The 12243-nt window shown below is 68.6% G+C and carries 12 protein-coding genes; 8 read left to right on the top strand and 4 right to left on the bottom strand.

What is annotated here, in order from left to right:
- Positions 1 to 73 precede the first annotated feature (73 nt).
- On the bottom strand, positions 74 to 688 hold the full coding sequence (locus tag AB0L64_RS27005; protein WP_359937550.1) for a hypothetical protein: 615 nt from the start codon (positions 686 to 688) through the stop codon (positions 74 to 76).
- Between the two features lie 152 nt (positions 689 to 840).
- On the opposite strand from AB0L64_RS27005, the gene AB0L64_RS27000 reads away from it, so the two are divergent.
- Positions 841 to 1836 (top strand): endonuclease/exonuclease/phosphatase family protein, encoded by a 996-nt coding sequence (locus AB0L64_RS27000; RefSeq protein WP_363714378.1) that lies wholly within the window; start codon positions 841 to 843, stop codon positions 1834 to 1836.
- Here AB0L64_RS27000 and AB0L64_RS26995 read toward each other — a convergent pair.
- Genes AB0L64_RS26995 through AB0L64_RS26985 form a run of 3 tightly spaced genes read right to left on the bottom strand, consistent with a single transcriptional unit; the run spans position 1825 to position 4056 of the window.
- Positions 1825 to 2469, bottom strand: coding sequence for a response regulator transcription factor (locus tag AB0L64_RS26995; RefSeq protein WP_359937544.1), 645 nt, complete (start codon positions 2467 to 2469; stop codon positions 1825 to 1827). The two genes, AB0L64_RS27000 and AB0L64_RS26995, sit on opposite strands and share 12 nt — an antisense overlap.
- Positions 2462 to 3574 carry a histidine kinase gene (locus AB0L64_RS26990; protein ID WP_363714375.1) on the bottom strand — a complete coding sequence of 371 codons (1113 nt, stop codon included), beginning with the start codon at positions 3572 to 3574 and terminating at the stop codon, positions 2462 to 2464. Before AB0L64_RS26990 ends, AB0L64_RS26995 begins: the two co-directional genes overlap by 8 nt.
- Positions 3571 to 4056, bottom strand: a complete 486-nt coding sequence (locus tag AB0L64_RS26985) for a hypothetical protein (protein ID WP_355689116.1) — start codon at positions 4054 to 4056, stop codon at positions 3571 to 3573. Before AB0L64_RS26985 ends, AB0L64_RS26990 begins: the two co-directional genes overlap by 4 nt.
- A gap of 159 nt (positions 4057 to 4215) precedes the next feature.
- Here AB0L64_RS26985 and AB0L64_RS26980 point away from each other — a divergent pair, with 159 nt between their 5' ends.
- The 7 genes from AB0L64_RS26980 (at position 4216) to AB0L64_RS26950 (ending at position 12213) form a co-directional block, all read left to right on the top strand.
- The gene (locus AB0L64_RS26980) at positions 4216 to 5895 is read left to right on the top strand and encodes a sodium:solute symporter family protein (protein WP_363714373.1); all 1680 of its coding nucleotides are present in this window, start codon (positions 4216 to 4218) and stop codon (positions 5893 to 5895) included.
- A gap of 13 nt (positions 5896 to 5908) precedes the next feature.
- On the top strand, positions 5909 to 6157 hold the full coding sequence (locus AB0L64_RS26975; RefSeq protein WP_363714371.1) for a hypothetical protein: 249 nt from the start codon (positions 5909 to 5911) through the stop codon (positions 6155 to 6157).
- Between the two features lie 97 nt (positions 6158 to 6254).
- A complete protein-coding gene (locus AB0L64_RS26970; RefSeq protein WP_363714369.1) occupies positions 6255 to 7022 on the top strand; it encodes a phytanoyl-CoA dioxygenase family protein in 768 nt (255 codons plus the stop codon).
- Positions 7019 to 7921, top strand: a complete 903-nt coding sequence (locus tag AB0L64_RS26965; RefSeq protein WP_363714368.1) for an AraC family transcriptional regulator — start codon at positions 7019 to 7021, stop codon at positions 7919 to 7921. Before AB0L64_RS26970 ends, AB0L64_RS26965 begins: the two co-directional genes overlap by 4 nt.
- A gap of 341 nt (positions 7922 to 8262) precedes the next feature.
- Positions 8263 to 9123: a trypsin-like serine protease gene (locus tag AB0L64_RS26960; RefSeq protein WP_363714366.1), complete on the top strand. Its 861-nt coding sequence runs from the start codon at positions 8263 to 8265 to the stop codon at positions 9121 to 9123.
- A 205-nt stretch (positions 9124 to 9328) separates the two neighbouring features.
- Positions 9329 to 11809 (top strand): leucine--tRNA ligase, encoded by a 2481-nt coding sequence (leuS, locus tag AB0L64_RS26955; protein WP_363714364.1) that lies wholly within the window; start codon positions 9329 to 9331, stop codon positions 11807 to 11809.
- Positions 11809 to 12213 (top strand): YjbQ family protein, encoded by a 405-nt coding sequence (locus AB0L64_RS26950; RefSeq protein WP_363714362.1) that lies wholly within the window; start codon positions 11809 to 11811, stop codon positions 12211 to 12213. The genes leuS and AB0L64_RS26950 overlap by 1 nt, the downstream gene beginning before the upstream one ends.
- Positions 12214 to 12243 lie beyond the last annotated feature (30 nt).

The raw sequence follows: 12243 nt of genomic DNA, 5'->3' as shown, positions 1-12243 counted from the left end.
CCTTTCACCCGCGGCGTTCCCCGACAGTCCACCAGACTTCTTACCCGCCGCTTCCCCCGACAGCAGGCGCAGGTCAGTCCTCGACCCGCCCGCGATTGCTTACCGGCACATGCGGTGCGTGCTGAGCCACAGCGGTGGCGAGGGCGTCGTACGGCAGCGTCCGCCCGAGAATCTCGTGTGTCCCGGGCCACGGGCACGACGGGCCCCACGCTTTCGTACTGCGGGGGAGGGCGTCCTCGTCGAGGAGCATGACGACCAGGTGCGGCTCCCAGGTGTCCTCGCCCTCGTCGTTGACCTCGTGGCGTTCGAGTCGGCACACGCCGCGGACCTCGCCCCACGGGATCGTGCGGGGCTGCTCGCCGCCGAGGCGGATGCCGGCGTCGTCGACGGTCAGCAGGACGTCGTCGTCGTTCTCCTCGCGCCGTTCCTCGAGCGCCGTGATCGCGCCGACGAGCAGCAGGATCGGCAAGCCGACCGCGAAGATCAGCGGCGTCCCGCCCCAGGCCAGCCAGACCGCTTCGAGCGGTTCCCGGATGGACTCGCCGCGGATCGCCTGGACGACGACGATCGTCAGGGTCAGCGCGACCATCAGGCCGAAGATCACGGTGCCGACGGCGAGCGCGGTCCTGGTCGTGCCGAGCCCGTGGCGCTTGACGACGAACGGCTCGGTGGCCTGCGCGGACTGCATACGGGCATTGTGGGCGCTGTCACCCAAGGGCACCAGTACCCTCACCGATTCCTCATCATTCCGGCTCAGTCCGGTCGTCCGTACGGATGAAATCGCCGCACCCGGCCGGGCACGGACTTTGGTCCGGCCCGGCCGTCCGCCACAATCGCTGCATGCCGGACCGCCAAACCGCTGTCGCCACCCGCCAGCCGTCGTCGCCCAGGAACGCGCGCCGCCGGAAGGGCGCCATGTGGCGGCGCGGCTGGGTGATCGCGGTGCTGGCGATCCTGTCGGCGCTGCCGCTGCTGTTCCACCGTTACGTGCCGAACTCGATCGGTAACCTCGGCAGCCTGCTCGACACGTTCCTGCCGTGGGTCGGTGTCGCGATCCCGGTCCTCGCCGTCGCGGCGCTGGTCCGGCGGTCCGCGACGGCCGGTGTCGCGCTGCTCGTCCCGGCGGTGATCTGGGCGCTGATGTTCGGCGACCTGCTGATCCCGGGCAAGGGCGGCGGGGGAGCGTACGACCTGCGCGTGCTCACCCACAACGTCGACGCGGCGAACCCGGACCCGGAGCGGACCGCGCGGGACCTGATCGCTGCCGACGCCGACGTGATGGCGCTGGAGGAACTCACCGCGGGGGACCTGAAGATCTACAAGTCCGCGTTCGCCAAGCTGTACCCGTACGAGGTGTCCCGGGACACGGTCGCCCTGTGGTCGAAGTACCCGGTGGTCGAGACGAAGTCCGTCGACGTCGGCTTCAGCTGGACGCGTGCGCTGCGCGCCGAGGTCAGCACGCCGGAGGGCAAGGTCGCGGTGTACGTCGCGCACCTCGCCTCGGTCCGGGTCGGCACCAGCGGGTTCACGTCCGACCAGCGCAACAACACGATCAAGGCGCTCGGCCGGCAGATCGCCGACGAGCGGCTCGCGGGCGTGATCGTGATGGGCGACTTCAACGGTACGGCGAACGACCGGAGTCTCGCGCCGCTGACGGCCGGCCTCCGCTCGGCGCAGGGCGCGGCCGGTACCGGCTTCGGGTTCACCTGGCCGTCGGCGTTCCCGATGGCGCGGATCGACCACATCCTGGTGCGCGGCGTCACCCCGACGAAGGCCTGGGTGATGAGCCCGACCGGCAGCGACCATCGCCCGGTCGTCGCCGAGCTACGAATCTGACGCGATCCCCTTCCGGTAGGCGTACCGCACCGCCTCGGCGCGGTGCCGGGCGCCGATCTTCGCGAACGTGTTGTTGATGTGCGTCTTCACGGTCGCCTCGCTGATGAACAGCCGCCCGGCGATCTCGGGGTTGCTCAGTCCCTGCGCGATCAACCGCAGGACCTCGGTCTCGCGTGCGGTCAGCCCGTCGCCGCCGGGATCGGCCGCCGGCGCCAGGCCGGCCACGAGCCGTTTGGTCACCTCCGGGTCGAACGTCGACTGACCGGCCGCGGTGGACCGCAGCGCGGCGCCGATCTCGGCGCGGCCGGCGTCCTTGGTGAGGTAGCCGCGGGCCCCGGCGCGGAGCGCGTTCGCGATCGACGTGTCGTCGGCGTACGTGGTCAGCACGAGGACGGCGACGTGCGGGAAGTCGGCGGTGATCCGCGCGGTCGCCTGCGTGCCGTCCAGGACCGGCATCCGCAGGTCCATCAGCACCACGTCTACGTTGCCCCCGGCAACCAGGTCGACGGCCTCGACGCCGTTCGCGGCCGCGCCCGTCACCTCGACGCCGTCGATCAGCCCGAGCAGCGCGACCAGTCCCTCCCGCACGACCTGCTGGTCGTCCGCCACCACGACCCTGATTGCGTCACTCAACCTCTGCCACCACCAACCAGTCGTCGCCGTCCGGACCCGCTGTCAACGTCCCACCGACCAGGGCCAGCCGCTCCCGCATCCCGGTCAACCCGAACCCCTCGCCGCTCGTCACGCCCTTGTTCCGAACCGACAACCGTACGCCGTCGAGCCGCATCTCGATCGTCTGACCGGGTGCGTGCTTGGCGGCATTGGTCAGCGCCTCACGAGCGGCGCCGAGCAGCGCCACGGTGACGGCGGAGTCCAGCTTCCGCGGGTGGCCCGTGACGGCGACCTGCACAGCTGTCCCGTGGTCCTTCTCGTGCTGCTCCGCCAGTCCGGCGAGCGCTGCGGGAAGCTCCGGCACAGCATCGGCCCGCAGCGCAGCCACGGCGTTCCGCGCCTCGGTCAGCCCCTGTACGGCGAGCCGCCGCGAACGACGTACCCGCTCGAGCGCACCGGCCGTGTCGCCACGCTCCTCCAGCAACGCCTCGGCCACCTCCAGTTGGACGCTCAGTGCGCCGAGCGAGTGCGCCAGTACGTCGTGCAGGTCCCGCGCGATCCGCCCGCGCTCCTCCAGCGTGGCGGCGCGGGCGTGCTCGCTCTGCGCCAACCGGGTCTGCTCCAGCAGCTGCTCGGTCTGTCGCGCCTGTACCTCGTACTGACGCCGGTTCAACCCGAAGGCGACCAGTACGGCCGTCCACAGCAGCTGGGTGAAGTACCAGGTGTCGGACTGGTCGAACAGCCACGCCGACCCGGCGTAGGCGGCTGCCACGCCGATGCCGGCAGCAACGATCGGGCGATTGCCGTGCCGTCTGAAGTCGAGCACGGCAACGTCGGTGATCGCGACCAGCACCAGGACCAGCGCGTTCGACTGCGGGTAGCCGGCGATCAGAGCACTGCTCACGGCCACGACGGACAGCAGTGCGAAGGAGACGTACGGCCTGGCTGTCATCAGCACTGAGCCAGCCAGGAACAGGGCGAAGCTCACACCGAGCACGACCCAGACCCAGCTGTCCGCAGGGCGGGCCGTCGAGAGCACCGCCACGGCGACGCCGCTGGCGAGTACCCGGCCGACCCAGCCGCTCTCTCCGTGCGGACGGGGCGGCAGCAGCGCCTTCAGCTTCACTGGTTGGTGTACTCCTCGGCCATCTGGCTCGCCTTGCTCTGGATGATCAGCGACTGGGTCAACAGGTTCGCACCCATCGAGACCATCAGCGCACCGCCGCCGGCGACCGAGGCGCCGAGCAGGTGGCCGAGACCCGCGAGCCCGAGCCGGACGACCAGGTAGGCCACCATGATGCCGAGTCCGGGCAGGCCGAGCCGGAAGAACACCTTCCCGGCGCGCCGCTCGACCTGGGCGACCCGTCCGGAGCCGACGCCGGCCACGAGCGCCAGCACGGCGCCGGCGACGAGCAAGACGATGTCGAGGGCGCCGAGTCCGGTGTGCCGGTCGTACAGCTGGTAGACGCCGACCCCGATCAGCACGAGCGGGCCGCGCCAGACGTCGGTGTCGGAGTTCTCCAGCTCGGACCAGGACAGCCGCCGGGCGAGGACGACGACCACGACGGCGACCACGACGAGTGCGTTGGGCAACGTTCCGAGGCTCATGTCACGGACGGTAGGTCGGTGCGGTCACCCCTGGGTACCGACCAGGGGTGGAGATCCGGGTGGAGAACCGGCCGGGTCGCCGCCGGGTTGGTTGAAAGTAGGAGTAACGTTCCTCAGCGGTAACAACACGAACAGTCACTGTGGTGATCCGGAGGCCCGATGCTTGCCCAACAATCCATCCTCAGACTGGACGCGACGGCGATCGACTACATCATCATCGCCCTGTACTTCGTCTTCGTGCTCGGCATCGGCTACCTGGCCAGACGGGCGGTCTCCAGCAGCCTGGACTTCTTCCTGTCCGGGCGCTCGCTGCCCGCCTGGGTGACCGGCCTGGCGTTCATCTCGGCCAACCTGGGCGCCATCGAGATCATGGGCATGTCGGCGAACGGCGCGCAGTACGGCATGCCGACCGTGCACTACTTCTGGATCGGCGCGATCCCGGCGATGCTGTTCCTCGGCGTCGTGATGATGCCGTTCTACTACGGCTCCAAGGTCCGCAGCGTGCCGGAGTTCATGCTCCGCCGGTTCGGGAAGCCCGCGCACCTGGTGAACGCGATCAGCTTCGCCCTGGCGCAGGTGCTGATCGCGGGCGTGAACCTGTTCCTGCTGGCCACCATCGTGAACGTGCTGCTCGGCTGGCCGATCTGGGTGTCGGTGATCGTCGCCGCCCTGATCGTGCTCAGCTACATCACGCTCGGCGGGCTGTCGGCCGCGATCTACAACGAGGTGCTCCAGTTCTTCGTGATCGTCGCCGCGCTGCTCCCGCTGACCCTGATCGGCCTGCACAAGGTCGGCGGCTGGGAGGGCCTGGTCGACAAGGTGACCGCGTCGCCGGGCGGCGCCGAGCAGATGAGCGCGTGGCCGGGCAACGCCCTGAGCGGCTTCAGCAACGACTTCCTGTCGGTGATCGGCATCGTGTTCGGCCTCGGGTTCGTGCTCTCGTTCGGCTACTGGACGACGAACTTCGTCGAGGTCCAGCGGGCGATGGCGTCGAAGAACATGTCGGCGGCCCGGCGGACCCCGATCATCGGCTCGTTCCCGAAGATGTTCGTGCCGTTCATCGTGATCATCCCCGGCATCATCGCCGCGGTGCTCGTGCCGGAACTGGCCCAGTTCAAGGCAACCGGCAGCGGCGAGGTCGACTACAACGACGCGCTTCTGCTGCTGATGCGCGACCTGCTGCCGAACGGCATGCTCGGCCTGGCGATCACCGGTCTGCTGGCCTCGTTCATGGCCGGTATGGCGGCGAACCTGAGCTCGTTCAACACCGTGATGTCGTACGACATCATCGAGCGCTACGTGATCAAGGACCGGACGGACGACTTCTACCTGCGGACCGGCCGCTGGGTGACGGTCGCGGGCACAGTGATCGCGATCGGCACGGCCGCGATCGCCTCCGGCTACAGCAACCTGATGGACTACCTGCAGCAGCTGTTCTCGTTCTTCAACGCACCGCTGTTCGCCACCTTCATCCTCGGTATGTTCTGGAAGCGGATGACCGCGGCGGCCGGCTGGATCGGCCTGGTCAGCGGTACGGCGACCGCGATCGTCGTGTTCGTGCTGTCCGAGAACGGCATCATCAACCTGCCCGGTCAGGGCGCCAGCTTCGTCGGCGCCGGTGCGGCCTTCGTGGTCGACATCCTGATCAGCGTCCTGGTCAGCACGATGACCCGGCCGAAGGAGGAGTCCGAGCTGGTCGGCCTGGTGTACTCGCTGACGCCGAAGGAGCAGCGCACCGAGGTGACGCTGCGCGGTGACCACGGCTGCTACCGCCGGCCGGTGCTGCTGGCCGGTATCTCGCTGGCGATGACCGTCGTCCTGAACATCGTCTTCGGCTGATTGGGAGCTTGTGATGGCACGGAAGAAGAAGTCCGGAGCATTCGACATCCGGATCGTGATCGCCGCCCTGGTCGGGATCTACGGCCTGGTGCTGACGATTCTCGGCCTGGTCGAGAAGCAGGCCGAGATCGACAAGGCGGCCGGGATCAACATCAACCTCTGGGGCGGCCTCGGGATGCTGCTGTTCACCGTCCTGTTCGTGCTCTGGGCCCGGTTGCGACCGATCGTCGTACCGGTCGAGGAGACGTCGGCCGGCGAGTAGTCATGTCCGTTCGGCGAACATCGGCGTCCGGTCGGGTCCTCCCGTCCGGACGCCGCCGTTCGTAGGCTCGAAGGACCCGATCAGGAGGTACTCCGAGATGACGATCACAGACGGGCGTCCCGAACTCTCGACGCTCGCGCAGCAGTACGCCGAGAACGGCTTCGTCCTGGTGAAAGGCCTGCTCAGCAAGGAAGAAGCGGCCCACTACCGGCAGCGCAGCCACGACCTGCTGGCGCAGCTGAACCGGTCCGACGACCCGACCTGGGGCGCCGCCCGGGGCATGACCGAGGCGCCGACGAAGCTGCAGCACCTGCACGACGCGCAGTTCTACGACGCCGAGTTCTCGAAGCTGCTGGTGGACCCGCGGTTCACCGACGTGGCCGCCGCGGTGATGGGTGTGGACAACGTCCAGCTGCACCACACCAAGCTGTTCGTGAAGCCGCCGGAGAACGGTTCGCCGTTCCCGCTGCACCAGGACCACCCGTTCTTCCCGCACACCTACCACCGGGTCGGGGCGGCGATCTTCCACTTCGACGACGCGCCGGAGGAGAAGGGCTGCGTGCGGGTCATCCCGGGCAGCCACAAGGACGGGCCGCGCGAGCACAGCCCGGAGGGCTCGTACCACCTGCTGGAGCCCGCGTTCGACGCGGCGACGCCGCAGCCGGCCGAGGCGGGCGACGTCCTGTTCTTCACGTACCTGACCGTGCACGGGTCCGGCGTGAACACCAGCGATGAGGCGCGTACCACCTGGCTGATCCAGTACCGCGACCCGGGGGACCCGCCGACGGTGAAGACCCACGAGTGGTCGCTCGGCCAGGGCATGATGCTGCGAGGAGTCGACCCGACCGGCAGGAGCGCTGTTTGACCCTCTCTCCGATGCTGTCCGGCGTCGCTGCGGCGGACCGGTTCGTCGACCTCGCGGGACTGCTCGAGTCCTGCGAGGTCGACGGCTTCCGCGCGGACTTCCTCAGCTGGGGCCACTACCGGCCCGAGTACTGGCGCAACTACTGGCACACCCACTCGTTCCACGAGGTGTGCCTGGCGTACTCCGGAGAGGGCCGCTTCAACAACGGCACCGTGCAGTACGACGTGACGCCCGGCTCGGTGTTCCTCGCGCGGCCCGGCGACGTCCATGAGATCGAGTCCTCGCGCACGTCGCCGCTCGGCATCGCCTTCTGGGGCTTCACCTTTCGTCCAGGGTCCGACGAGCGAGGGTGGTGGTCAGGGCTGACCCGTGCCGATGGGCCGGTCATGTCCGCGAGAAGCGGTTCGCTGCCGGCACTCATCACGGGCCTGGCTGCGGAGGCGGCTGCGCCGGTATCGGGCTACAGCACAGTGCTGGGTGCACTTGGTGCCACTCTCGTGCTGGAAACGGCTCGTGCGTTCGCGTTGGACGAGGACCTGGCAGTGGAGCCCGTCAGGCGGGACCGTGGGCCGCTGGTGGTGGAGGCGATGCAGCGGCACCTCCGCGACAACCTGTCCCGTCCGATCACCGTCCGGGACGTGGCAGCCGTCGTACACCTGTCGGAGCGGCATGCCGAGCGACTGTTCACGCAGCAGACAGGGGCCTCGATCATGTCGACGCTCCGCCGCCTCCGGCTCGAGCTGTCCGCACAGCTGCTCCTGGACCACACCCTGTCCATCACGGACGTGGCACGCGCCTGCGGCTATTCCGACGTGCGGCCGTTCTCCACTGCGTTCAAACGCAAGTACGGCCGTACGCCGGGTGACCACCGCCGGGCCGGCGGCACAGAGTTCATCTAGCGGCGATCTCGGCCATCCGGCGACGGACGAGTCCACGGACAGCGTCCTCAGGCAACGAGTTCTCGACCGTGAAGCGGACGGTTCCTTTGGCCAGGTCGAAGCCCGGCAGCCACTCACGTACGGCGTCGACCGCAGCAGAACTGAACGGGAAGATGCTGAGGTGGCGTTCAGCGGCACGGAGTACTCGTCCACGGGCCCCATGCCCCGACAGTACGACTACTCGAAGCTAGACGACGTGTCTGAACGGACGATCACACAGGGTAGTCAAACGAAGTCTGGACACCGCGAGGCGTGATTGCTCCAATGCCCTCAGGTATCCCGCATACCCCAGGAGGGGACATATGAGGACACGACTCGGCCGCATCATCGGTCTGTGCGCACTGGCTCTCGGACTGGCCGTCACCCCGGCGCTGTCCGCCAGCGCGATCACCGGCGGTCAACCGGACGGCAACGCGCACCCCAACGTCGGACTGATCCTGTTCTACCAACCGGACGGGCGGTTCCGGTGCACGGCGACGCTCGTCTCGCCGACCGTCGTGGTGACCGCGGCGCACTGCACCCTCGGCACCCTCGGCAAGACCCTGGTGACGTTCGACTCGGTGATCGCCGAGCAGCCGCCGTCGCCGTTCCCGGTCGCCGCCGACCCGTCGAAGGGCTACACGCAGGCGGAGCTCGAAGCAGCCGGCTACAAGTCCGGTACGGCGTACGCGCACCCGCAGTACTCCGACTTCACCGACCTGGCCAACTGGAACGACGTCGGCGTGATCGTGCTCGACCGGCCGGTCACGAACATCGCCCCGGCGAAGATCGCGCCCGCCAACTACCTGAACGCGTACCAGCAGCCCAAGCTGAACAGCACGATCTTCACGTCCGTCGGCTACGGCACCGAGGTCCGCAAGGCCGACTCCGGCCCGCAGAAGCCGACCCCGATGTCGTACCCGCTGCTGCGCCGCTGGGCCGAGGAGCCCGGGCAGAAGCTCACGCCGCAGATCCTGCAGGTCAACGGCAACGAGAACGACAACCGCGGCACCGGCGGCACCTGCTTCGGTGACTCCGGCGGGCCGACGTTCCTCAACAACTACCAAGTGACCGTGACCAGCTACGGCTACACGAGCAACTGCCGCTACCTCGACGGCTTGCAGCGGATCGACATCAAGGTGGTCCAGGACTGGCTGAAGACGTTCGGCGTTCCGATCGGCTGACGGCGTCCGGTGCCGCGCCTGCCCCGGGCAGCCGCGGCACCGGTGCTATCCTGGGCGCTATGCGAGTGAGCCTGCTCCTTAGTTAGCCGTACTGGCATCCAGGCGCAATCTGAGCGCCGGTCAGTGCGGCACCCCCTCCTGTGTGAGGGGATTTTTCATTTCTGGCAGATTTAGGCTCAACAATCCACGAAGCAGGAGTAGGACCGTGACGGAGCAGGTGGAGGACGCCCCGATCGACCGGGGTGGCTACGACTTCAACGCCATGCAGGCCAAGTGGCGTCCGGTGTGGGAGAAGCTGGACCCGTTCAGGGCGAAGGACGACGGCTCGGCGGAGCGCCGCTACGCGCTCACGATGTTCTCCTACCCCTCCGGTGACCTGCACATGGGCCACGCCGAGGTGTTCGCGCTGCACGACGTGCTGGCGCGCTACTGGTTCCAGCAGGGGTACGACGTCCTGAACCCGATCGGCTGGGACTCGTTCGGCCTGCCCGCCGAGAACGCGGCGATCAAGCGCAACGAGCACCCGGCGACGTACACGTACGCCAACATCGAGACCCAGGCGGAGTCGATCCGGCGCTACGCGCTGAGCTTCGACTGGTCCCGCCGGCTGCACACCTCCGACCCGGAGTACTACCGCTGGACGCAGTGGCTGTTCCTGCGGCTGTACGAGCGCGGTCTGGCCTACCGCAAGGCGTCGTTCGTCAACTGGTGCCCGAACGACCAGACCGTGCTGGCCAACGAGCAGGTCGTCCAGGGCCGCTGCGAACGCTGCGGCTGGGAGGTCACCAAGCGCGAGCTGACCCAGTGGTACTTCAAGACCACGGAGTACGCCCAGCGGCTGCTGGACGACATGGAGCTGCTGCAGTGGCCGGAAGAGATCCTGCTGATGCAGCGCAACTGGATCGGCCGCTCCGAGGGCGCGTTCGCGAACTTCGAGGTCGAGGGCCGCGACGAGCCGATCAAGGTCTTCACCACCCGGCCGGACACGCTGTTCGGCGCCACCTTCATGGTGGTCGCGCCGGACGCGAAGCTGGCCGCGTCGCTGGTCACACCGGAGCAGCAGGAGGCCTTCGACACCTACCTGGCGAAGGTCAAGGGCGAGACCGAGATCGAGCGGCTGAGCACCGAGCGGGAGAAGACGGGCGTCTTCCTGGGGTCGTACGCGATCAACCCGGTGACCGGGCAGCGGATCCCGATCTGGGCCGCCGACTACGTGCTGGCCGACTACGGCACCGGCGCGATCATGGCGGTCCCCGGCCAGGACACCCGGGACTGGGAGTTCGCGGAGAAGTTCGGCCTGCCGATCGTCCGCACCGTGCAGCCCGAGGCCGGCTTCGACGGCAAGGCCTACACCGGTGACGGCCCGGCGATCAACAGCGCGAACGACGAGATCAGCCTGGACGGCCTGGAGGTCGCCGAGGCCAAGTCGCGGATCATCGACTGGCTGGAGACCAAGGACCTGGGCCAGCGGACGATCAACTACCGCCTGCGCGACTGGCTGCTGAGCCGCCAGCGGTACTGGGGCTGCCCGATCCCGATCATCCACTGCCCGTCCTGCGGCGAGGTGCCGGTCCCGGACGATCAGCTGCCGATGGAGCTGCCCGACCTGCGCGGCGCCGACCTGCAGCCCAAGGGCGTGTCGCCGCTGGCAGCGGCCCGCGACTGGGTCGAGGTCGACTGCCCGAAGTGCGGCGGCAAGGCCGAGCGCGACACCGACACGATGGACACGTTCGTCGACTCGTCCTGGTACTTCCTGCGCTACCTGTCGCCGGAGTACACCGACGGCCCGTTCGACCAGGCCACCGCCGACCGGTGGATGTCGGTGTACCAGTACGTCGGCGGCAAGGAGCACGCCGTACTGCATCTCCTGTACGCGCGCTTCTTCGTCAAGGCGCTGCACGACATGGGCCTGCTGCGGGTCACCGAGCCGTTCACCCGGCTGCTGAACCAGGGCCAGGTCATCAACCAGGGCAAGGCAATGAGCAAGTCCCTGGGCAACGGCGTGAACCTGGGCGACATGATCGACGAGTACGGCGTCGACGCGGTCCGGCTGACCATGGTCTTCGCCGGTCCGCCGTCGGACGACATCGACTGGGCCGACATGTCGCCGGGCGGCTCGCTGAAGTTCCTGCAGCGGGCGTGGCGGCTGGCCGGAGCGGTCGAGTCGCCGGTCGGTGCCGACCCGTCGACCGGTGACGTGGAGCTGCGCAAGCTGACCCACCACACCATCTCGGACGCGGCCGAGCTGATCGACTCGCACCGCTTCAACGTCATGGTCGCCCGGATCATGGAGCTGGTGAACGCGACCCGGAAGGCGATCGACTCCGGCCCCGGTGCGGCCGACCCGGCCGTCCGCGAAGCGGTCGAGACTGTGGCGGTCCTGCTGAGCCTGGTCGCGCCGTACACGGCCGAGGAGATGTGGGAAGAGCTGGGCCACGAGCCCACGGTCGCCAAGGCCGGCTGGCCGAAGGTCGACCCGGCGCTGCTGGTTCAGGAGTCGGTCACCTGCGTCGTGCAGATCGCCGGCAAGGTGAAGGACCGGCTGGAGGTCGCGCCGGACATCTCCGACGCCGACCTGGAGCAGCTGGCGCTGGCGTCCGAGGCGATCCAGAAGGCGCTGGACGGCCGCGGCACCCGCAAGGTGATCGTGCGGGCGCCCAAGCTGGTCAACATCGTGCCCGCCTGATGGACTCCGTCGTCCTTGAGGTGCACACCGGAGCTCGTGAGGTCGTCCTCGACCTCACGAGCCGGTGTGCGCAGTTCGTCGACGGCCGGGGAGACGGCCTGCTGCACGTGTTCGTGCCGCACGCGACGGCCGGCGTGGCGATCCTGGAGACCGGGGCGGGCAGCGACGACGACCTGCTCGCGGTGCTCGAGGATCTCCTGCCGCGGGACTTCGGCTGGCGGCACCGGCACGGTTCGCCCGGCCACGGCCGCGACCACGTGCTGCCCGCGCTGATTCCGCCGTACGCGACGGTGCCGGTTCTGGCCGGGCGGCTGACACTCGGCACCTGGCAGTCGATCTGTCTGGTCGACACCAATCGCGACAATCCCGACCGGCAGGTCCGGTTGTCGTTCCTGGCCGGTTAGCGGACTACCCGGTAACAAGTAATTCCGGGA

Origin of the sequence: Kribbella sp. NPDC051936 (assembly GCF_040680955.1) — a bacterium.
In the GTDB taxonomy this organism is placed as follows: Bacteria; Actinomycetota; Actinomycetes; order Propionibacteriales; family Kribbellaceae; genus Kribbella.
Note: the sequence above shows the minus strand (reverse complement) of the source record. Positions and strands in the feature narration are given on the sequence as shown.

What these genes read in the sequence shown, in the direction of transcription:
- AB0L64_RS26980 (WP_363714373.1), top strand. Translation starts at nt 4,216, where the DNA reads ATGCTTGCCCAACAATCCATCCTCAGACTGGACGCGACGGCGATCGAC.
- AB0L64_RS27005 (WP_359937550.1), bottom strand. Translation starts at nt 688, where the DNA reads ATGCAGTCCGCGCAGGCCACCGAGCCGTTCGTCGTCAAGCGCCACGGG.
- AB0L64_RS26970 (WP_363714369.1), top strand. Translation starts at nt 6,255, where the DNA reads ATGACGATCACAGACGGGCGTCCCGAACTCTCGACGCTCGCGCAGCAG.
- AB0L64_RS26985 (WP_355689116.1), bottom strand. Translation starts at nt 4,056, where the DNA reads ATGAGCCTCGGAACGTTGCCCAACGCACTCGTCGTGGTCGCCGTCGTG.
- AB0L64_RS26960 (WP_363714366.1), top strand. Translation starts at nt 8,263, where the DNA reads ATGAGGACACGACTCGGCCGCATCATCGGTCTGTGCGCACTGGCTCTC.
- AB0L64_RS26950 (WP_363714362.1), top strand. Translation starts at nt 11,809, where the DNA reads ATGGACTCCGTCGTCCTTGAGGTGCACACCGGAGCTCGTGAGGTCGTC.
- AB0L64_RS26975 (WP_363714371.1), top strand. Translation starts at nt 5,909, where the DNA reads ATGGCACGGAAGAAGAAGTCCGGAGCATTCGACATCCGGATCGTGATC.
- AB0L64_RS27000 (WP_363714378.1), top strand. Translation starts at nt 841, where the DNA reads ATGCCGGACCGCCAAACCGCTGTCGCCACCCGCCAGCCGTCGTCGCCC.